The following is a 23,063-nucleotide window of genomic DNA, read 5'->3' on the forward strand; positions in this document are numbered from 1 at the left end:
AGAATAACATCATTTTGTAATAAACATTATTTACCTCAGAAGTAAATAATGATATAATATGGACATATGATTTTTTACTAGGAGGAACAGCAGATGAATGAAGAAATAGAGGTCAGTTTTGAAGATTATCTTACAATAATAAAAGAAAGGATATGGTTAATAGTTTCAATAACGCTTGCAGCTGTAATAATAGCAGGGATATTAAGTTTTTTTGTTATAAAACCAACCTATCAAGCAAGCACAAGTATAATAGTGGGTAAACCACAGATCACAGACAAACAAGACTCACAATTAAATAGTGATGTAACGATGTATCAAAATTTACTTGTAACCTATAGTGAAATTGCTAAATCCGATTTAGTAGCACAAGGTGCTTTGAATAGTTTAAAAAGTAATCTAACAATGGATCAGATCAAAAGTAGTATTACGGTTACTCCTAAAACTGGAACTCAAATTCTAATAATTACAGCTAAAAGTAAAAATCCAGAAGAGGTATTTAATATTGTAAATGCTATTTCAACCTCCTTTATAGAATCTTCAAAAAAGGTTTATCCTACCGGTGGAGATATACAAGTAATGGATAAGGCTGTTATTCCAGTGAATCCTATTAGCCCTAATAAGATATTAAACCTAGCAATTGCCTTTTTCCTGGGATTAATGATTTCGCTTGGAGTTGTGTTTCTCCTCGAATACTTGGATGACACTATAAAAACTGAAAGTGATGTAGAAAAATACTTAGGATTACCAGTTTTAGGAGTAATACCTAAAATGGTAGAAGATAAAAAATAAGAAGGTGTCAGGATGATTGATATACATAGTCATATACTTCCAGGCATTGATGATGGCTCAAAGGATATGGAAATGAGCATTAAAATGTTAAAGCTGGCAGAGGAAAAAGGTACTAAAACCATAGTAGCTACACCTCATTATATAAGGGGTATATACGAAAATTATTATGATGAAATTTTGACCTTGCTTCAGGAATTAAAACTTCAAGCAAAAACCTCAGGAATAGATATAGAAATACTTTTAGGACAAGAAGTAATGTTGGACAAACATTCCTTAAAGTTGTGCAGAGAAAAAAAACTGAGAGGGATAAATGGGGAAAGCTATATGCTTATTGAATTTCCCATGGATAAATTGCCTAAGGATGCCCTAGATTTAATTTATGAGCTAAGGCTTCTAAATATTAAACCTATAATTGCACATCCAGAAAGGTATGAATATATATATGAAACACCCACTGCTATAAATGGGTTTATTGAAGAAGGATGTTTGTTTCAAATTAATACGGGAAGCCTACAAGGTTTATTTGGAAAGAAAGTTCAAAGCTGTGCCAAGCTATTGGTGCGAGAAGGTCTGGTAAACTTTATAGCTTCTGACGCTCATTCTCTAAATAGAAGATGCCCAGGTCTTATAGAAGGATTTAGTCAAGCAAAAGAGTTAGATAATCAAATAGAAAAAAAGGTATCAGAAAATTTAGAACTATTGCTCTTAGATAAAGATATAGAAACAAATATGGAAAAAATAAAGAAAAAGAAAAACATATTTCAGTTTTTCAAACGTTGATATTATGGTATAGAATACATGAATTGATTGGTCACTTATAAATAATTGTTCACTTATAAATGAATTGTTCACTTACAAGTAATTGTTCACTTAAAAAATAATTGGTAAAGGTAGTGAATCAAATGACAGGTTTAGATTTAATAACATTTAAAGAACCTAATTCACCAATTTCGGAGACATATAGAACCCTTAGGACCAATATCCAATTTTCTTCCTTTGATAAAAAGATTAAGACCCTATTGGTAACAAGTTCAGGACCAGGAGAGGGTAAAACTACTACCTCTTCAAATTTAGCTATGGTTATGGCCCAAAGTGGAAACAAGACTTTATTAATAGATTGCGATCAAAGAAAACCACAGGTACATAAGGTTTTTGGATTTTCTAACGAAAAGGGATTGTCTAATATTTTGGTAAATGAAAATGAAATAGATACAAATATAGGTATTCATGAAACGATACAACCAAATCTTTTCGTTTTATCTTCAGGCACAAGGCCTCCAAATCCAGCTGAGCTATTAGGCTCCACAAAAATGAAAAATTTTATTGAGGAATTAAAGAAAAGCTATGATTTTATAATTCTAGATACTCCTCCTATAGTAATGGTTACGGATGCACAAATTCTTGCCCAGTATACGGATGGCTGCCTTTTAGTTATTTGTTCAGGGGAGGCAGAACGTGATTTAGTTATTAAAGCTAAAGGACTCCTTGAGAAGGTAAATGCGAAAATATTAGGGACTGTACTTAATAAAGTTGATTCTAAAAAGAAAGGTTATTATCATTATCAATATGAGTATGGTGAAACCAGTAAAGGGAATAGTGGCAGAAAGAAAGCAAAATAATAAAATTCTTTTAAACCATAATTTTTATCTGAAACTGGATAAGTAATTATGGTTATCATTTTGTTTAAGACTATTCATGGAAAAATTTTATAAATATAACGAACTCCATAAATATTTAGTGAAAACAAAATTATATGTATAAAATACATTGAATTTATTATTGAATAGAATTTTGAATTACTTAAAATATAAAAAATAAAATCATTATGTTTCATTATATATAAAGTAAAGTAACCACAAAAAAAACATTTTATGACGACAGATGTAGAACCATGAAGTCGTAATATACATCGTTTAAATGTTAACAAAGTATTAAGAAAAGAATTTTCAAAATGTAAGATAATGAGCATTTTAAAGTATTTTGGAGCAAATGGTTAATAATACGATAAACTGGTAACTGGAAAATTTGCCATAAAATTGTCGAACTTGTATAATAAAGTTAAAGAAATATACACATTTAAAAAGCGGGGGATAAAATGAAAGCTTTAGGAAAATGGAAAAAAGCAATATTAATATTAAGTGATGTTGTATTAATAAACTTAGCATATATATTAGCTTTCTATTTTAGATATAATTATAAAAGTTTCAAGTTTTATTCAAATGACTACAAAGAAATAGCGATAATTGTAACAGTTATCTATATAACTTGTTTTTATCTCTTCAAGCTTTATGAAAGCCTTTGGAGTTATGCAAGTGTAGATGAATTTATGTTAGTTATTGGTGCATGTCTAACTGCTAATATTGCTATGATTGGTTTTGTTAGAATTATTGGACATCCCTTCGCTTATGGAGTAAGTATAATAGCCTGTACTTTTTCAATTATTTTTATAGTTGGTGTTAGAATGTCCTTTAGAATTTATGGTAGATTTGAAAGTATGGTAAATTGTAATGCCAGTACAATTATTCAATCAAGGGTAATGATAATTGGTGCAGGGTCAGCGGCAGCTATGGTTATAAAAGAAATGAAAAGAAGTAGCCAAAGTAAGTATTTACCGATAGTTGTAATTGATGATGAAGTTTATAAAAAAGGAAACAATATTGTGGGAGTAAAGATACTTGGAGATCGACATGATATTCCAAAAATTGCAAAAGAAAAAAATATTCAAACAATACTTATAGCTATACCAACAATAAGTGACGAGGATAAAAAACAAATACTTGAAATATGTAAAAAAACTAATTGTAAAATAGAAATTATCCCAGGTATGTATGAAATTATAAACGGGAAAGTTTCCTTAAATCAAATTAGAAAAGTTGAAATTGAAGATTTATTAGGACGTGAAGCAGTATTACTAGATATGAAAGGCATCGAAAGTTATATTCATAATAAAACTATATTGGTTACAGGGGGCGGTGGGTCTATTGGTTCAGAGCTTTGTCGTCAAATTTTAAAATTCGAGCCAAAACAATTAATTGTTTTTGACATATATGAAAACAATGCTTATGATCTGCAAATGGAACTCCAGTATAAATATCCAAAATTAGATTTAAAAGTATTAATAGGTTCTGTTAGAGATAAACAGAGATTAGAAAAAGTATTTGAAAAGTATTCACCAAATATAGTTTTCCATGCCGCTGCACATAAACATGTTCCATTAATGGAAGATAGCCCAATGGAAGCTATAAAAAACAATGTATTTGGTACATATAATGTGGCAGATTGTGCACATAGATTTAATGTTGAAAGATTCGTTATGATATCTACAGATAAAGCAGTAAACCCAACTAATGTTATGGGTGCAACTAAGAGAATGTGTGAAATGATTATACAATCTATGGATAAAATAAGTAAAACACATTTTGTAGCAGTGAGATTTGGAAATGTACTAGGAAGTAATGGTTCAGTTATACCACTATTTAAAAAGCAAATAGCTCATGGTGGACCAGTTACACTTACTAATAAATATATAACAAGATTTTTTATGACAATACCCGAAGCTGCACAATTAGTGCTTCAATCTGGTGCTTATGCCCAGGGTGGAGAAATATTCGTGCTTGATATGGGACAACCTGTCAAGATATATGATTTAGCTTGGGACTTAATAAAACTTTCAGGGTTTAAGCCTAATAAAGATATTAAAATAGAAATCACAGGACTTCGACCGGGAGAAAAACTTTATGAAGAACTATTGATGAGTGAAGAAGGACTTATTAATACTAAACATGAAAAGATATTTGTTGGGAGACCGACGTTTAGTGATTTAGGTGAGATCAAGGAGAAGATGAGGGAACTTGAAGGAATTATTAATAGAAATGATGTTGGAGCATTAATTAGTAAAATTACGGAGATTGTGCCAACATATCAGAGAAGTATAAGGGAGGAAGTAGCAGTAAGCTCTTAAAGTTAAGTTAAGGTTAATAGAAAAATGAAATTAAATATTGGGATATAAATTTGATTGCTATTTAATAGGGGGGAACTATAAATGCAACAATTAGAAAGGAATTCAGCAGTGACACCATTGGAAATTGTCAGAGAGTATGAGAAAAACATAGGTTATTTTATGATCAAAAGGATAATTGATATTATTGGTGCTTTATGTGGGATTTTATTTCTAAGCCCAGTGCTAATTGTTGTTGGTATTTGGATTAAGCACGATTCAAAGGGACCCGTTTTTTTTACCCAAGATAGAATTGGACAAGATGGCCTACAATTTAGAATGTATAAATTTAGATCTATGTGTACAAACGCAGAATGTCTTTTGGACAAGCTAAGAGAAAGAAATGAAATGTCAGGACCTATGTTTAAATTAAAAGAAGATCCAAGAGTGACTAAAATAGGAAAGTTTATAAGAAAGACAAGTATAGATGAATTACCTCAACTTATTAATATATTAAAGGGAGAAATGTCCTTAGTAGGACCAAGACCAAGTCTACCAAAAGAAGTAGCAGAGTTTACATCTTTCCAGAAACAAAGGCTAATTGCGAAACCAGGTTTAACGTGTTATTGGCAGGTTCGGGGTAGAAGTGAGATTGGTTTTGAAGAGTGGATGGAAATGGATGTTGAGTATATAGAAGAAAGAAATACATTTATAGATATAAGGCTTATATTCAAAACGTTTAAAGTACTGTTTGGTGATAAAGGGGCAAGGTAGAATTCGAGTAATTACGAAATGGTATTGGGGGGGACAATTATGTTATGCGCTTTAATAATGGCAGGTGGAAAGGGAACTAGATTTTGGCCTTTATCTACGGAGGAAAAACCAAAACAGTTTTTAAAGCTTGTTAGTGAAGATACAATGATTCAAATGAGTGTGAAAAGATTAGAAAAACTTATTCCTATAGAAAGAATATTTATAGTAACAGGTATGAGATATATGGACTTAGTTAAGGAACAGTTACCTAATTTGCCTCATCAAAACATTATCACAGAGCCAGTAGGGAAGAATACAGCTCCTTGCATAGCACTTTCGGCTTTTCATATTAACAAGATATATGAAGATGCTACAATAGCTGTATTGCCATCAGACCATCTTATTAAAGATGAAGATAATTTCTTGGAAATATTAAATTCAGCTGATGAATTTGTGGAAAATAATTGCGAGGCAATAGTAACTATAGGTATGAAACCTGATAGACCAGAAATAGGTTATGGATATATAAACTACGGCAATATAAATTGCGATATAAATGGAAACGAGGTACTTGAAGTTAATAGGTTTGTAGAAAAGCCAGATATATATAAGGCCGAAGAATATTTAAAAGATGGAAAATACCTTTGGAATGGTGGTATGTTTATCTGGAAGGCTACCAACATTTTAAAACTTACAGAGCGGTATCTAATAAATACTTTTGAAGTATTAAGTGAAATAGCGGCTACATGCGAAGAAGATTATAGTAGAGTATTAAAAGAAAAATATAATAATGTAGATAGTATATCTGTTGATTTTGGAATTATGGAGAAAGCAAAAAACATATACGTTATTCCAGGGGATTTTGGATGGGATGATGTAGGAAGCTGGGAAGCTGTTGGAAGATATAGGGAGAAAGACAGCTTTAACAATGTTTCTATGGGAAATGTAAAAAACTTTGATTGTAGCAATAATATTATTATTAGTAATGGTAAACCTATAGTTATTTCAGGCCTTAAAGATATATATGTAGTTGAATCAGATGACATGATATTTGTGGGTAAGAAAGATGGTATTGAGAGTATAAGGGAGCTTAAGAATAGAATTAGTTAACATAAAGGGGAGTATTACACATGAAAAAAGCATTAATAACAGGCATAACAGGACAAGATGGATCTTATTTAACAGAATTATTACTAGAAAAAGGGTATGAAGTACACGGTATAATTAGAAGAGCTAGCTCTTTTAATACAAAAAGAATAGATCATTTATTTGAAGATCCTAAAATAGGGAATGTATCGTTATTTCTTCATCATGGAGATTTAACAGATTCAAGTAATTTAAATAGAATAATAGAAAAAGTTAGACCAGATGAAATATACAATTTGGGTGCCCAAAGTCATGTTCAGGTTTCCTTTGAAGTGCCTGAATATACTGCAGATACAGATGGTATGGGAACTCTTAGATTATTAGATGCCATAAAAGAAAGCGGATTAAAATGTAAATTTTATCAAGCATCAACCTCTGAACTTTTTGGAGGATTACCTGGCACAGCACCACAAAGTGAAAAAACACCTTTTTATCCAAAAAGCCCTTATGGAGTAGCAAAGTTATACTCTTATTGGATAACTGTAAACTACAGAGAATCCTATGACTTATTTGCATGTAATGGAATATTATTTAATCATGAATCTCCAAGGCGTGGAGAAACTTTTGTTACTAGAAAAGTAACTAGAGCAGTTGCTAGCATTATGGCAGGAAAACAAGGAAAATTATCACTTGGTAATATGGATGCAAAAAGAGATTGGGGCTATGCCGGTGATTATGTAGAAGCTATGTGGTTATTACTTCAACAAGATAAACCAAAAGATTGTGTTATTGCAACAAATGAGACCCATACTGTTAGAGAATTTGTAGAGTTAGCGTTTAAAGAAATTCAAATAGATATAGAGTGGAAAGGCACAGGAGTAGAAGAAAAAGGATACGATAAGGCAACAGGAAATCTTTACGTTGATATAAATCCAAGATATTTCAGACCAGCAGAAGTTGAACTACTTTGGGGAGATTGTACAAAGGCTGAAACAGAACTTGGATGGGAAAGAAAAGTTAGTTTTAAAGAACTTGTTAAGATGATGGTAGATGCTGATATGAGAGAAATAGCTGGGATTAGTTCAGCTGAATTTATAGCTAAGAAAGAAGCAGCCGTAACTAGATAGCGAAAGCCGCTATAACTAAATAAGGAAGTGCTAGTATGAATAAAGATAGTAAAATTTATGTAGCTGGTCATAGAGGACTCGTAGGTTCAGCTATAGTTCGTAATCTTAAAGAAAAAGGATATACAAACATAATAGGGAAAACACATAATGAATTAGATTTAATGAATCAGCAGGAGGTTAGAAACTTTTTTGAAAAAGAAAAACCGGAATATGTTTTTCAGGCTGCTGCAAAAGTTGGTGGAATAGGAGCTAACAGTACATATCCAGCTGATTTTATATATGAGAATATGGAAATGCAAAATAATATTATTAAAGCAGCACATGATTCCAAGGTTACAAAACTTTTGTTTTTAGGAAGTTCTTGTATATATCCCAAGAATTGTCCTCAACCAATTAAAGAGGAATATTTACTTTCAGGATATCTTGAACCAACAAATGAAGGATACGCAATAGCTAAAATTGCAGGACTTAAAATGTGTCAATTTTTCAAAAGAGAGTATGGTGATAATTTTATAAGCTGTATGCCAACTAATCTTTATGGACCTAATGATAATTACGACTTGAATAATTCACATGTTATGCCTGCACTTATTAGAAAATTTCATGAAGCTAAAGTTAATAACGAGCCAGTAGTTGAAGTATGGGGAACTGGAAATCCACTTAGAGAGTTTTTATATGTAGATGATATGGCAGATGCTTGTGTGTATTTGATGGAAAATTATGATGGTGAAGAGCATGTAAATGTAGGTACTGGAAAAGAACTTACTATAGGACAATTGGCTGAGATGGTAAAGGACATTGTTGGATTTAACGGTGAGCTTAAGTTTAATATTGAGAAGCCGGATGGCACTAAGAGAAAGTTATTAGATGTTAGTAAGCTTGAGGGGACTGGATGGAAGTATAAGGTTGATCTTGAAGATGGGGTTAAGATGAGTTATGAGTGGTTTAGGGAGAATTATAAATAGTTAATTTGTATGAATTAGTGAAAGTGGTGAAATATAAATGGAAATAGTTGTAGCTGGTACAGGATATGTAGGTCTAGTAACAGGTGTTTGTTTATCAGAGGTTGGACATAAAGTTACTTGTGTAGATATAGATGAAAATAAGGTTAACATGATGAAAAAAGGAATTTCACCTATATATGAACCTGGTTTAGAAGAATTATTAAAAAAGAATTATGAAGCTAAAAAATTAGATTTCACTACTGATTATGAAAAGGCTTATAAAGATGTAGATGTAATTTTTATAGGAGTTGGAACACCAGAAAGAATTGATGGATCAGCAAATTTAGATTATGTATTTGCTGTAGTTAAGCAAATAGCTGAAAACGTAGAAAAAGACTGTTTAGTTGTATTAAAATCTACAGTGCCAATTGGAACTAATGATAGAATTGAAGAAATTATAAAAGAAAATTTAGTGAATGATGTAAATGTTGAAGTGGCTTCAAATCCTGAATTTTTGTCACAAGGCACTGCGGTTAAAGATACCCTACATGCTAGTAGAATTGTAATTGGTGTGGAAACAGAAAATGCTCAGAATATATTGACTCAAATTTATGAACCTTTTAATCAACCACTAGTTATAACAAAAAGAAGAAGTGCTGAAATGATAAAATATGCATCAAACGATTTCTTAGCACTTAAAATATCTTACATGAATGAAATAGCTAATTTTTGTGAAATTGTTGGTGCAGATGTAGAAGATGTTGCCAAAGGAATGAGTTATGACCCTAGAATAGGAGATAAGTTTTTGAATGCTGGGATAGGTTATGGTGGTTCATGTTTTCCAAAAGATACAAAAGCACTTCATTGGTTAGCTAATGATCATGGTTATGAAATTAAAACTATAAAAGCTGCTATTGAGGTTAATCAAAATCAGAAATACAAGTTGTTTAGAAAAGCTAAACAAAGATTTGGTAGTTTAAGAGGAATGAAGGTAGCTATTCTTGGTTTAACATTTAAGCCTGGAACTGATGATTTAAGAGAAGCTCCTTCTATACCAAATGTAAGAAGGTTATTAGATGAAGGGACAGAAATAATAGCCTATGATCCTATAGGTATAAACAATTTTAAAAAATTGTACCCAACAGGAATAAATTATGTGAACAATCCACAAGACGCATTAAAAGATGCAGATATTGCATTTATATTTACTGAGTGGAAAGAGATAACATCAATTGCTTTAGCTGATTATAAACGTCTTATGAAAACACCTATAATATATGATGGAAGAAATTGTTACTCTATAGAAGCGGCGGAAAAATATCAGGTAGATTATTACTCTGTGGGAAGAAAAGAAGTTTTGAATATTGTTGATATGGCTATAGGAGAAGTGGCTGCTAGTAAATAAAAGATTATTAGGTTAATGTATAAAAACTTAACTTTGAGAAAAGGAATGAAATATGAAAAACAAAAAGAAATTATTAGTTTATGCTCATTACTTTTATCCAGATGTAGCATCTACAGGACAGATTTTAACTGAGTTATGTGAGGGGTTGCAAGATGAATTTGATATAACTGTTATATGTGTGGTTCCTAGTTACAATGGCAAAGTAGATGAAAAGTATAAGAAAAATAAGATATTTATAGAGAGATATGCTAATATAAAAGTTATAAGAGTTAGAGTGCCAGAGTTTGATAAGAAGAACAAAATAAGTAGGATTAAAAACATATTAGCTTATTTTTTCAATGCTATTTATGCTACTTTTAAAGTTGGGGAACAGGATATAATATTTAGTGTTTCTCAGCCTCCAATTTTAGGTGGAGTTCTCGGGGTAATTGGAAAGATTGTAAAGAGAGCAAAGTTTATTTATAACATTCAGGATTTTAATCCTGAGCAGACTATGGCAGTTGGATATAGTAAAAATAAAATTATACTTAATGTTGCTATGGCGGTAGATAAGTTTTCTTGCAAGAGAGCTGATAAGGTGATTCTTGTGGGAAGAGATATGCAGGAAACCTTAAGGAATAGGTTTAAAAATAAAAAAGTGCCTAAGAATGTTTTTATAAATAACTGGATTGATGAAAAAGAGATTTATTCTTTATCGGATAATAATGAAAAAGTATTAGTTTTTAAAAAGAAATATGGTTTGGAAAATAAAACTGTAATTATGTATTCTGGAAACATAGGGTTATATTATGATTTAGAAAACTTAATAAAGGTTATTGCTAGGTTTAGTGGTAGAGATGATGTAGCCTTCGCTTTCATAGGAGCTGGAAGTGTAAAGCAGGATATAGAAAATTATGTAAATGAAAATAAACTAGATAATGTTAAATTCATACCTTATCAAGATAAAGCAAATTTAATTTATTCTTTAAATGCAGGAGATGTACATTTAGTAGTTAATGCTAAAGGGATAAAGGGAGTATCAGTACCTAGTAAACTTTATGGAGTAATGGCTGCTGGTAAAACTGTATTTGGAGTTTTGGATGAAGGTTCAGAAGCTAGGTTAATTATAGAAGAATGCGGATGCGGAGTATGTATTGAACCAGGGAAGTACAATTTAATTTATGATGAACTAAAGAAAATTATTGATAATATTGATGAATATAAGACACTTGGAATTCAAGGTAAAGAATATGTTGATAAGTACATAAAGAAGGATGTTGCAATAGTGAAGTATAGTAGGGAAATTCTTTGTGAAGATTAGGTAGTAATACATATGAAAATTAATAAAAAGTAAGTATTTAGGGGAGTAGTAATGTTTAAAAGTAATTATTATAAAATATTTATGAAATTAAATAAGGTAAGTTTTGGTAAAAATTTAAATTTATTTGGAGTGCCAGTAATATTTAAGAAAAAGGGATCAGTGTTAAAGATTGGAGAAAATTGCAGTATAAAAAGCAGTTTTCTTTCTAATTTAATAGGGATAAACCATAGAACTATAATTGTTACAAGAACAGAAGAGGCAAAGATACATATAGGAAATAATGTAGGTATTTCTGGAGTTACAATATATGCTAGAAAAGGTATAACTATAGGAGATAATACTTTGATTGGTGGGAATGTGAAGATATTAGATAATGATTTTCATCCTTTAGAGGTTGAGGCAAGGAATAGGGACGATAAGAATATGATAAGAAGCAAGGAAATCTTTATTGGAAGAAATTGTTTTATTGGATGTAATACACTGATACTTAAGGGAAGTAAAATTGGGGATGGATGTGTAGTTGGAGCGGGTGCAGTAGTTTGTGGTAAGTTTGAAGGAAATAGTGTCGTTGCTGGAAATCCGGCTAGAGTAATAAAGAGACTGTGAGACAGATAAAATATGTTAAATAATAAATATGTTTTGTTTATAATTTCAACCACCGATTCATGGGTTATAAAGAATATTAACACATATATAACTCTACTATAGCAGAAAATTTTAGTTTGAAAAGCTGAGCTCACAAATAATGTAAAATGAGGGTGATTGATTTGAATACAAATAGAATTTTAGAAACTATAGAGAAGATGAAAGCTACTGTAATCGCATTTGATATATTTGATACAGTAATTCATAGGGAAGTATCTCCAGATCATGTTGTTAGAATGTGGGCAAAGCGGCTAATAGATTATTATGATTTAAATATGAGTATTAGTCACTTGGTATTACTGAAACTAAATGCAAGACGCTTTGCAAAATTGGATAATGTGAGAAAAGGGCTTGATAAGGAATGTAGATATGATCAAATGACAATGAGAATATATAAATTCATGGGTATACAGGATTCATATGAGGAATTTAATGCCAGGTGTATTGATTTTGAATTGGAGGTAGAAAAAAAAGTTGGATATATTGATGAGAAATTTCTGCAATTATATCTTAAATTACTTTGTATGGATATGCAAATTGTTTTTATTTCAGATTTCTATCTGAATGGAAGTGTTTTGTGTAAATTGTTTATAGCAAAAGGATTAGATATTAAAGAAAATCAGATATTTTCTTCCAGTGATTTCTGTAAAACAAAGATTACTGGCAATTTGTATCAATGCGTTTTAGAAAAATTAAAAATTATACCAGATAAAGTATTAATGATTGGAGACTCAAAGACAAGCGATTATAAAAATGCAAGACTCAAAGGTTTGAATTCTTATTATGTTGATAGTTCTCAGTATCATGAAAGATATAAAGCTTTTGAGGAAGAGTTTCAGAAAAACAGAATAATTTTAGATTTGCTTTTAAAAGAAGAGTGGGTGCAAAAAAGAAAAATACCTTTTTCTCATGTTGCCTTTTGTATGTTCTCTTTTGTTGATAATTTATATAAGCAGTTGCTTAGAGAAAATAGAAAAGATGTATTTTTTTTATCAAGGGAAGGAGAGCTATTTAAACGATTATTTGATGTATATCAAGAAATTGTTATTACGAATGGGCAGGAAAAAATTAATACATATTATCTTAAAGTTTCGAGACATTCAACATTAATTGCATCAATCTTTGATATTAAAGAGGATAGCTTTCGGGAAATATATAAGAATTATCCTGATATCACATTAGAGGCTTTCTTGAAAAATTTAGGGCTAGAAGAAAATGACGTAATAGTTGCGGAATTTCAAGACATTCTTATATCGAAAGAGGTGATTAGCGATTTCAAAAACAGTAGTATATATGATGAAGTATTAGAATCAGAAGTTTTTCAGAAGGAATGTACGCTACGTGCAAAGCAACAACGAAAATTATTCATTAAGTATCTTGATAGCTTTAACGTAGATTATCGGTCAAAAGGGCTTTGTATTGTTGATGTTGGTTATAGCGGAACAGCACAAGAGAATATAAAGAGAATTCTTTCTAATGAAGTCGCAATACATGGTTATTATATGTTTTCGTATGCCAACCCTAAAACAATGAATTCTACGAATAAAAAGATTGGAGTTTTATACGATAAAAATAATAGTAATAGAAAAAAAAACTATTTTGCCTATAATTCTGCAGTTCTTGAAATGATATCATTGGCATCACATGGTTCCATAAATGACTATATTATGGAAGGTGAAGTTGTAGTCCCAACGTATACGTCTATAGCAAGTGAGGAAAAGGCATATAGAGAGGTTACATTGCCAATTCGGCAGAATATAGAAGATGCAATGAGGGAAATATGTGGTGCTTATTCTCAAACAATGTTTGTTAAAAAAGATTATTATAAGCTATTTTTAAAACAATATCGAAGATTTATTTTTAATCCTACATTGGAAGAAATGTCTATGTATGTCCAAATCCCTTTTGTTGATAATTTTGCTGCTTACGTATCGTATGATAGTCCTGACGTAAAGAAACGATCAGTTTTACTTAATTTTTCAAAGTTGATTTTAAGCTGTGGTAGATTGATTAGAAAGCAAAATACCCATTGGGTCGCTGTAGCTTTAAATCGACTTGGACTAAAAGTATTCAATTCCTTGTTATATACTTTTGCACCGATATCCTTATTTATTTTTGACATACTAGAATTAATAGAAAAAAAGAAGAAAGGGGTGACATAATGAAAGTTGTTCACATTTGTTTATCTGGAGTGGTAACTGATAACTTTTCTTATCAGGATAATTTGTTGTCTAAATATCATGTAAAATTAGGATATCATGTGACGTTTATTGCTTCTCAATGGGAATACAATACAAAAGGTATTTTAAAACCTTTTGAAAAAAATGATTATGTCAATGATGACGGTGTAAAAATGATTCGATTGAAAATGCGTGGAAAAGACGATTTCAATAAAAAATATAAACGGTTTTATGGTTTAAGAGAGGCGTTGGAGGTAGAGCATCCTGGTATTATATTTATACATGGTTGTCAATTCCCTGATATTGATAAAGTAGTTAATTATTTAAAAAAAAATATTGAAGTAAAAGTCTATATAGATAATCATGCGGATTTCTCTAATAGTGCTACAAATTGGTTGTCTAAAAATATATTACATAAAATTTTGTGGAAGCGTTGTGCACAGTTAATTGAACCATATACAATAAAATTTTATGGAGTACTTCCTGCAAGGGTTGATTTCCTTAAAAATATTTATAAACTTCCAGCTGAGAAATGTGAATTATTAGTTATGGGAAGTGATGATGAGAGAGTACTACAGGCTAAAAGACTAGAAGTAAGAAAAAAAATTAGAACTAGTTTTAATATATGTGATAATGATTTTCTTATCATTACAGGTGGGAAAATAGACTTATTTAAAATACAGACACTTTTATTAATGCAAGCTGTAAAGAATATTCAAAATGAAAGGGTCAAATTAATTGTATTTGGTTCGGTAGTACCAGAACTTAAGGACAAGATTAATGTGTTATCTGATAAAACTAAAGTACAATATATTGGTTGGATACAATCAAATGACTCTTATGATTATTTTGCAGCAGCAGACCTTGCAGTGTTTCCCGGTAGGCACTCGGTATTTTGGGAACAGGTTGTTGGGCAAGGTATTCCAATGATTTGTAAATACTGGGAGGGTACAACTCATGTAGATTTGGGTGGCAATGTTGAATTCTTGAAGGAAGATAGTGTAAAAGAAATTAAAAAGAAATTAGAGCAAATTATAAACAATCCTCAACAATATAATCGAATGAAGTCTATAGCTCAAGAAAAAGGAATGAAAGTGTTTTCATATAAAGAAATTGCAAGAAGGAGTATAGGAGGTGCTGAGGATGATTCATGTAATTACAGCGGTACATAATAGATATAGCATAACTGAAAAGTTAATTGATCAACTTTTAAGGCAGACATATAAAGATATTCATCTGATTTTGGTGGACGATGGTTCTACTGATGGTACAGCTGATATGGTGAATACCAGATTCCCAAATTCGACGATTATCACAGGTAATGGCAATTTGTGGTGGGGTGGTGCCTTACACAAAGCATACAAATGGATAGATGCTAGTTGTAATGACAAGGAAGAATATGTATTGATTTCCAATGACGATGTTGAATTTGAGAGCGATTATATTGAAAAAGGCGTGAAGTATCTTAAGACGTCTAATAAAACTTTAATTAGTGGTGTAGGAATTGGAAACATAACACATAAAGTAGTTGATTTGCCAATTATATGGGATTTTCCAAAATTTAAGGGTAACCCTGTTCTGGATTTGTCACTAAGTGGAAACTGTGTTTCCACGCGGAGCCTTTTCTGCAGGACAACAGATATAATTAAAATAGGTGGATTTCATCCAATACTCCTACCACACTATCTTTCAGACTACGAATGGACAATGAGAGCCTCAAAAAAAGGATATAGTATTAGGGCATTTAATGATCTTACTTATATTGTAAAAGAAGATACTACTGGTTTACGTGTACGAAAACAAATGACCGGTAAGCAACTGATGAGTAAGAAGTCAAATGCGAATCCAATTTACAGGTTATCATTTTTATTAATGGCTACACCGGTAAACTATTGGCTTTCGGCAATGAAAAGTCAATTCGAAAGGATGTGATATATTAGAATGTCAGTTATAGTGGTAATTTGTGCGGCTTTTTTAGCGTTGCTATGCTATTTAAGATATCATACTTTTTATAATCCAGGTTTTCTGTTTTGCGCATTTTGGACTATTATAATCGGATTAGGTTCTTTGAGACTATATGGTGAAATCGAGGCTTCAAATCATGTGTATTTTATATTTCTAGTTGGAATTATATGTTATGCATTTGGAGCTATTTTAATAGGAGAGAAGACAATTAAAATTCGCAAAAACGGTAATGCAAAATCTTCATATATCCTAAATCGGAACGATTTGCAAGAAAAGTTATTTAGTGTATTAGCAATCATAAGTATTGTTTTGTGCACTAGAAATCTGATTAAGGCTCTTCCTCAATTAATGAGTGGGGCTAGTTTGGGAGAACTTCGCGCGTCATATTGGACCGTAGGTGAGGGAGTTATTTCGAATGCAAAAGACTATTTTATTCAGAATGTTATCAATGAGACACTAATTACCACTCTTATACCAATTGGAGTTATTGAATTTGTAAAAAACAAAAAGAAAAAATTCCCATTGTTTGTCTCGATTTATTTGTTGCTTTCACAGTGGATTATAAATGGAGGTAGAATTAAATTTGTAGATTTTATTCTTTACTTTAGTATTAGCATGATGCTGATGTCAAAAAAAATACATGTGACAAAAAAACAGAAGAAAGTCTTCGCTGTTATTATAATAGCTGTTATTAGTACACTAGTTTATACAACAAATCAGCGTCAAGGACATCAAGGTTTCTGGTATGCTTTATATAATGATTATACTTGCAGCATCCCGTTGATGGAAATTACTACGAAATTGGCCGAAAATAGTGGCGATATTACATATGGCATAATTGGACTTCGGGGTTTCATAGAGCCAATCACAACGGTTTTACAGAGCATTGGACATATCGATTCTATTCCGCAATTTTTAACCCTGGCAAAATATACAAACGTATTTTTTTCTATTGGCGATGGCCAGCGTAACAATGCTTATGTTTCTTCGTTCTTCTATTTCTACTTGGATTGGCGTATGCTTGGCGTAATATTTGGAAATTTAATCTATGGAGTTTTGAGCCAAAATGCATATAATTTAGCAAAAAGAAGGACCGACAGTTGTAGTATGGCAATTTATTTGCTATTTGTCAGCACCATATTTACATCAAATATAAGATTCAATTTTTCAACACCAGCTTATGCCTATGGTGTGGTCTTAATATATATATTGTATCATTTCAAACTAAAGAATAAGAAGGTTCAATATGAAAGAGCTGTTGTATAGTATTTATAATGTCTTTCTAAATTTATGGAATTGTCTTCTGTTGAAACGCAAAAAAGTGCGCTATGGGAAGACTTTGAAAATCAATGGTAGATTGCGTTTGCATGGAAATGGAACGATGACAATTGGAGATAATGTACGTATCAATTCTTGTGAAAGTGCAAATCCTATTGGTGGAATGGAGCATACTGTAATATCTATGCGGAATAATGCTCCATTAACAATAGGCCATAATGTCGGTATGTCTAACGTTGCAATATTTTGCCATAAAAGAATAACCATTGAAGACAACGTTTTTCTTGGAGGTGGGGTTAAAATCTACGATACAGATTTTCATTCGTTAGATTATTCTCTTCGAGGAAAAGGGATAGATATTGATGTTCCAGTAAGCAAATCTATTGTGATCAAGAGCAATGCATTTATTGGTGCACATTCACTTATCCTAAAGGGAGTAACGATTGGAAAATATTCAATTATAGGTGCTGGTTCTGTTGTGACCAAAAATATTCCTGACAATGAAATTTGGGCAGGAAATCCGGCGCATTTTATTAGAAAAGGAGACGTAAAATGAAGGAGTGGCTGTTCAAATTCGCTTCGATAAAGCGAGTATACGATTATAAAAAAAAGGGTGTGTTGATTGAACGACATGTGACAATCGGAAGTGGATGTACATTTTATGGTGCCAACCGTTTAGCGAGTGGGACAAATATAAGAAAATTATCTTTTGGTTATGCTTCTTACTGTGGAGAGGAAACTTATGTTCATAACGCATTAATAGGTAAATATACATGCATTGGGCCCAGAACTCGTACAATTGATGGCAAACATCCAACCAAAGATTTTGTGTCTATCCATCCGGCTTTTTATTCAACCAGAAAGCAAGCAGGTTTTACATATGTAAACAACAATAAATTCGAAGAATTACCTCATCCCAAATATGATGGCTATTCAATTAAAATTGGCAACGATGTTTGGATTGGTGCGGATGTAAGAATTTTGGATGGCGTTGAAATAGGCGATGGAGCAATTGTTGCCACGGGCGCTGTTGTGTCAAATGATATTCCTTCATATGCGATTGTTGGCGGGGTTCCGGCAAAAATAATAAGATATCGCTTTTCAGAGGACGACATTAAGTTTTTGCAGCAACTTCAATGGTGGGACAAAGATGAAAAATGGATCAAGGCACACGTGGATCAATTTGGAGATATAAAGATTTTAATACAAGAGGTAAAAAAAGATGGAGAATGATAAGATATCAATTATTATTCCGAACTACAATAAAGTTGATTTTTTGGAACAATGCGTCATGAGTGCGATAGAACAAACTTATGAAAATAAAGAAGTAATTGTTGTGGATGACTATTCTACGGATTCTTCTACAAATATCATTAGAAGTTTGGCAGAGCATTATGATGTTGTCAAACCAATTTTGTTACAAAAAAATGGGGGCGTATCCAACGCGAGAAATATTGGCATTTCACAAGCATTAGGTAAATATGTGACATTTTTGGATGCTGATGACTATTATTATAACCCAGCGAAAATAGAGAACGAAATATCTCTATTGAAACAGTACGCTGAAAGAGGAGCGGATATAGTCGCCTACTCAAAAGTTGTTAGGGTAAATTATACTAATACTCAAAAAAAATTACCTGTAACGAATAGACGGAAATATGTAAACGGGGATGCCAAAGTTGATTTTGTCTCAAATAACAAAGCAAGTAATATTCCTCGTGACTACTGCATTAAAAAGGAAATTATCGAAAAGTGTGGATTGTATTGTTACGAGGTGGATTTCTACGAAGATTTAGATTTGCTGTTACGGCTTTCATTTATTGTTCCATTCTATTGCACATTTGAATATGGGACGGCCTATCGCAATACACCTGATGGCCTTTCCAAACGAACACATCAAGAAAGCAAAGCTACTGTTTCGGCAATATGCCAAATGTATTATAAGCAGCTAACAGCTAGTGAAAAAGTACAGGTTAAGCTTAAAAGTGTTCTGGTTTTGGCTGGAAAGATTCGAGGAAAATTGAAATCAGTTGTTTCGAAACAATAAGATGTAAGTTGTTTTCAATCGATATTTGAAGGGGGGAGATGAAAATAAAGGGAAAATTCACTTCGATTATTAGAAAATTGAAAACTTCGAATTTTATTAAGAATATTTCGAAAATGTTGACAGGAACAATAGCAGGACAAGCAATCTCTGTATTACTTGTACCGGTTTCGACCAGAATTTATGGTGTCACTGAGTATGGCAATCTAGCACTTTTCATATCAACAGCTACTCTGGTTGTTGGCTTTATGGGATTTGGTTTACAATCTGCAATCATGGTTGCGGATACAGATGATGAAGCGAAGGATCTATACAAAATAGCGATACATGGTTCTGGTGTAATCTTGTCGATTGTTTATGGGGTATGTGCAATTTCTGCACCATGGTTTAAAATTTGCAATGTGGAAATGAATTATTATTTGTTACTGTTTCTCTTATTTATTCATTCCTATGTGCTTAATGCAACCAATATGACATATGCATGGCTGAATCGGTTGGGAAAGTATAATGTACTATTGGTAAATCCAATTCTTACGCCACTTATAAATAACGGGCTTTTAATTATTCTTGGCTTGAATGGCTATAAGAATGCCGGGCTTTACGTGGGTACGATAATAAGTCAGGTGTTGACACTTTTGCATATGCAGCGTCATAAAGGTTCTATGAAGACGCATATGACGGTTCAATCAAGCAAGGATTTGCTGAAAAAGAACCGTGACTTTATAGTTTTTCAATATCCCTCATCTTTGATGAATAGTATCGCAAACCAGTTGCCGGTACAAATTCTTTCCATGTTTTTTGGAAAATCAGTGGTTGGTTATTATTCAATGACACAAAGGTTGTTGAATATACCGATATCACTAATTGGTGGATCCATTACCAGGGTGTATTTCAAAGATGCTGCCGAAAGACAAAGGACATCCGGAGATGCTCGAAAATTTACTTTCAAAATTGCAAAAACTATCATGTTACTTTATTGCATTCCTACAGTTATTATTATGGCGTTTGGGGATACTTTGGTTCCGCTCTTATTGGGTTCCAATTGGGAGGGTTGCGGACCTTATATTCAAATAATGATTGTTTGGAATATGTTTTTTCTGTTGGTTCATTGCTTTGGTGGGTTTCCATCAATCATTGGTATGCAAAAGAGAGATATGATGAATGCTATGGTGACGTTGGTGACGGATGCGATTGTTCTTTACGGGTTCAGCGCAGTATGGCATAATCCGCTAATTTCTCTTGTTTGTTTTGCGTTGCTACATGTCTTTATGCATATCTGGTTTTATAACGACATGTTCAGCATTGACCCCGATTTGAAAAACAGGTACGCAAAATTATCGATAGGTACGCTCGTTTCAGTTTGTGCAATATCAATTGGAATTAAATTTATAATAAGTTGGTTGTAAAAATATGAGGAGGAAAAATTAAAATGAGGATGAACCGATTCATGTATGTGCTTAAATGGAATGCTGTGAAGCTTTGTAACAAACTGAGCCATCGGAAGTATGCTTTCAAGAAATATCTTGGGCAAAGAATTTTGAGTGCAGAAGAAGGAAATGACCTATTAAAAGAAGCAATTCAAAATGGAGAACCATTTATGGCTGGACGTTTTGGTGCTACTGAGCTTAACACTATGGTGAAGTTTGAAAACAGTTCTAAGCAACATAGCCAGAAGCAAAATGCGGCTTTGCAACAGTTGGGGACATGGTCCGGGTTCTTTCCGTTAGATTATGATTCAGCACACAAATTTGTTGACATAATGGAGCAAGCCATAGAATCAATTGATTTAATAGGCGTATGGTTTAATCCTATGGAAGATTATATAATTGGACAATATGAAAAAACGATTCCAAAGACGTGTATGCTAGAAAGTTTGGAACCATATTATTTTGAACAGCCATGGACAAGTGCTTTACGTGGGAAAAAGGTTCTGGTTATTCATCCATTTGCTAAAGAAATTGAGAGTCAGTATGAAAAAAGAGAAAAGCTGTTTCCTAACAAAACGGATGTTTTGCCTGAATTTGAATTGACTACAATCAAAGCGGTTCAAACAATTGCAGGTGAAAAAGATGAACGTTTTGCAAGTTGGTTTGATGCGCTTGATTATATGTACAAGGAGGCAATGAAATGTGATTTTGACGTCGCGATTATCGGATGTGGAGCATATGGTTTTCCTTTGGCCGCGAGATTGAAACAAGCTGGAAAAATAACGGTTCATATGGGCGGTGCTCTCCAGATACTGTTCGGAATTAGAGGGAGCAGATGGGACAATATTCCGCAATTTCAGGCTCTTTTCAATGAATATTGGGTGCATCCATCTCCGGAAGATATACCTGGAAAATCAAAGACTGTGGAAAACGGTTGCTATTGGTAATATTTTTTTATTAGAAACAAATAAACGTATTCACTACGTTCATCCATATATTGGAAGACATAAATTGGCATGCGTAGGCTTGGCGAAAGTGTGACAGCAGATGCGAATTAAAGGTGAAAAAGTTAGGATGAAAAGTGAGAGATAAAGGAATCGTCAAATAGTTCAATTTTAATTTGAAAATATTAGCAAGCTCAAGCAAGGTCTCGCAACGATCACCGGGAGTTGTGAACGTTTCGTGAACAACGTATGCGGAGGCTAGGTGAAGATGGAACATCTGATGCGAGTGCGACCTTAATTACAGCATAATACCCTCGTAGTAGAGTGAACACTGCTGTGAACCTGCAATTGGTAACTAATATTTTCGAGACCAGTATAAGAGCCTAATATCTTATGGATACTGAGTCTGACTAATACTCCTGCCAGCATTGCAGTAATGTAATGTTGCGAAGCATAGGTGAAGACGGAGACACTGGCAGTAATGCTACACTTCGGGTTTAGTCACATATGGTTATAATTTCCTTGTACTTAAATTTCGTAACAGATAATCCCTATCCCTAGTTCAGATGGGAGGGTGTAAGTAGCAACACAGCTTGTCCGTTTCACTTCCAAACTCTGTAAGGGGTCAGACCCTTGGGATAAAATGGTATGCTAAGTAATGACGTTAAATGAATGATCATACAATATAATAAAGGTTATATGGAATAATAGTATTGATATATTTAAAAATTAAGTTTATATTGATTTAATTTTATTCAAGAACGTCAATATTAGCAAATAGCAAGGCGAAGAAGTTGGGAAGTAAAGTTAAGAAACTTAGAAAAGAATATAAACAAAAAACTTGGCGGTAGCCAGGGTGGAACTACTGAAATTTATATTTTGGTAGTTTTTTTGTCGTGAGGGGATGCTTTTCACGACATTAATTTAATATTTTAAAAGTAGAGTAGAATAAAATGTAATTTTCTGATAAAATAAGAATATAGGAAGGAATGATAATATGGAAAGATTAAAGCCTCTAAATGACTTCATCTTTAAGAAAACCTTCGGTGAGGAAGAAACAAAAGATAATTTAATAGCACTCCTTAATGCAATCTTAAGTAAAAAAGATAGAGATAAATTAGTAACACTTGAAATAGTTGAAAATAAAGAGCTAACACCTGAATTAATTGGAGATAAGACAGGAATAATAGATGTTAGAGCTAAAACAAAAGATGGTACACAACTTGAAATAGAAGTGCA

The 23,063-nt window shown here is 32.3% G+C and carries 21 protein-coding genes; all 21 read left to right on the forward strand.

From position 1 onward, the window contains the following. Positions 1 to 93 precede the first annotated feature (93 nt). Complete coding sequence (locus VIM70_RS07520) at positions 94 to 789, forward strand: YveK family protein (protein ID WP_331945128.1); 696 nt, start codon at positions 94 to 96, stop codon at positions 787 to 789. 12 nt (positions 790 to 801) lie between these two features. After that, complete coding sequence (locus VIM70_RS07525; protein WP_331945129.1) at positions 802 to 1,569, forward strand: tyrosine-protein phosphatase; 768 nt, start codon at positions 802 to 804, stop codon at positions 1,567 to 1,569. A 122-nt stretch (positions 1,570 to 1,691) separates the two neighbouring features. Next, a complete protein-coding gene (locus VIM70_RS07530; protein WP_331945130.1) occupies positions 1,692 to 2,408 on the forward strand; it encodes a CpsD/CapB family tyrosine-protein kinase in 717 nt (238 codons plus the stop codon). Positions 2,409 to 2,884: 476 nt separating this feature from the next. Further along, the gene (locus VIM70_RS07535; protein ID WP_331945131.1) at positions 2,885 to 4,750 is read left to right on the forward strand and encodes a nucleoside-diphosphate sugar epimerase/dehydratase; all 1,866 of its coding nucleotides are present in this window, start codon (positions 2,885 to 2,887) and stop codon (positions 4,748 to 4,750) included. Positions 4,751 to 4,831: 81 nt separating this feature from the next. Further along, positions 4,832 to 5,500, forward strand: coding sequence for a sugar transferase (locus VIM70_RS07540; protein ID WP_331945132.1), 669 nt, complete (start codon positions 4,832 to 4,834; stop codon positions 5,498 to 5,500). Positions 5,501 to 5,539: 39 nt separating this feature from the next. Beyond that, on the forward strand, positions 5,540 to 6,589 hold the full coding sequence (locus VIM70_RS07545) for a mannose-1-phosphate guanylyltransferase (RefSeq protein ID WP_331945133.1): 1,050 nt from the start codon (positions 5,540 to 5,542) through the stop codon (positions 6,587 to 6,589). A gap of 20 nt (positions 6,590 to 6,609) precedes the next feature. Then, entirely contained in the window at positions 6,610 to 7,692 is a 1,083-nt protein-coding gene (gmd, locus tag VIM70_RS07550; protein ID WP_331945134.1) for a GDP-mannose 4,6-dehydratase, read from the forward strand. Positions 7,693 to 7,727: 35 nt separating this feature from the next. Beyond that, positions 7,728 to 8,657: a GDP-L-fucose synthase gene (locus tag VIM70_RS07555; protein WP_331945135.1), complete on the forward strand. Its 930-nt coding sequence runs from the start codon at positions 7,728 to 7,730 to the stop codon at positions 8,655 to 8,657. 37 nt (positions 8,658 to 8,694) lie between these two features. Then, positions 8,695 to 10,041, forward strand: coding sequence for a UDP-glucose/GDP-mannose dehydrogenase family protein (locus tag VIM70_RS07560; RefSeq protein WP_331945136.1), 1,347 nt, complete (start codon positions 8,695 to 8,697; stop codon positions 10,039 to 10,041). 52 nt (positions 10,042 to 10,093) lie between these two features. Then, complete coding sequence (locus VIM70_RS07565) at positions 10,094 to 11,341, forward strand: glycosyltransferase family 4 protein (RefSeq protein ID WP_331945137.1); 1,248 nt, start codon at positions 10,094 to 10,096, stop codon at positions 11,339 to 11,341. Positions 11,342 to 11,392: 51 nt separating this feature from the next. Next, positions 11,393 to 11,947, forward strand: a complete 555-nt coding sequence (locus tag VIM70_RS07570; protein WP_331945138.1) for an acyltransferase — start codon at positions 11,393 to 11,395, stop codon at positions 11,945 to 11,947. Between the two features lie 161 nt (positions 11,948 to 12,108). Then, positions 12,109 to 14,148, forward strand: a complete 2,040-nt coding sequence (locus VIM70_RS07575; RefSeq protein WP_331945139.1) for a hypothetical protein — start codon at positions 12,109 to 12,111, stop codon at positions 14,146 to 14,148. Then, positions 14,148 to 15,338 carry a glycosyltransferase family 4 protein gene (locus tag VIM70_RS07580; protein ID WP_331945140.1) on the forward strand — a complete coding sequence of 397 codons (1,191 nt, stop codon included), beginning with the start codon at positions 14,148 to 14,150 and terminating at the stop codon, positions 15,336 to 15,338. Before VIM70_RS07575 ends, VIM70_RS07580 begins: the two co-directional genes overlap by 1 nt. Beyond that, positions 15,310 to 16,098, forward strand: coding sequence for a glycosyltransferase family 2 protein (locus VIM70_RS07585; RefSeq protein ID WP_331945151.1), 789 nt, complete (start codon positions 15,310 to 15,312; stop codon positions 16,096 to 16,098). Before VIM70_RS07580 ends, VIM70_RS07585 begins: the two co-directional genes overlap by 29 nt. Before the next feature lie 9 nt (positions 16,099 to 16,107). After that, on the forward strand, positions 16,108 to 17,397 hold the full coding sequence (locus tag VIM70_RS07590; protein ID WP_331945141.1) for an O-antigen polymerase: 1,290 nt from the start codon (positions 16,108 to 16,110) through the stop codon (positions 17,395 to 17,397). A 40-nt stretch (positions 17,398 to 17,437) separates the two neighbouring features. Next, positions 17,438 to 17,965: an acyltransferase gene (locus tag VIM70_RS07595; protein WP_331945142.1), complete on the forward strand. Its 528-nt coding sequence runs from the start codon at positions 17,438 to 17,440 to the stop codon at positions 17,963 to 17,965. 77 nt (positions 17,966 to 18,042) lie between these two features. Continuing rightward, entirely contained in the window at positions 18,043 to 18,642 is a 600-nt protein-coding gene (locus tag VIM70_RS07600; RefSeq protein WP_331945143.1) for a CatB-related O-acetyltransferase, read from the forward strand. After that, the gene (locus VIM70_RS07605) at positions 18,632 to 19,456 is read left to right on the forward strand and encodes a glycosyltransferase family 2 protein (protein WP_331945144.1); all 825 of its coding nucleotides are present in this window, start codon (positions 18,632 to 18,634) and stop codon (positions 19,454 to 19,456) included. The genes VIM70_RS07600 and VIM70_RS07605 overlap by 11 nt, the downstream gene beginning before the upstream one ends. Before the next feature lie 38 nt (positions 19,457 to 19,494). Then, positions 19,495 to 20,859, forward strand: coding sequence for a lipopolysaccharide biosynthesis protein (locus tag VIM70_RS07610; protein WP_331945145.1), 1,365 nt, complete (start codon positions 19,495 to 19,497; stop codon positions 20,857 to 20,859). 23 nt (positions 20,860 to 20,882) lie between these two features. Continuing rightward, complete coding sequence (locus VIM70_RS07615; protein ID WP_331945146.1) at positions 20,883 to 21,827, forward strand: hypothetical protein; 945 nt, start codon at positions 20,883 to 20,885, stop codon at positions 21,825 to 21,827. 994 nt (positions 21,828 to 22,821) lie between these two features. Next, on the forward strand, positions 22,822 to 23,063 hold a 242-nt coding region (locus tag VIM70_RS07620), incomplete at its 3' end, for a PD-(D/E)XK nuclease family transposase (RefSeq protein WP_331945147.1).

It is taken from the genome of Clostridium sp. (assembly GCF_036569345.1).
Classification (GTDB): Bacteria; Bacillota; Clostridia; order Clostridiales; family Clostridiaceae; genus Clostridium_AD.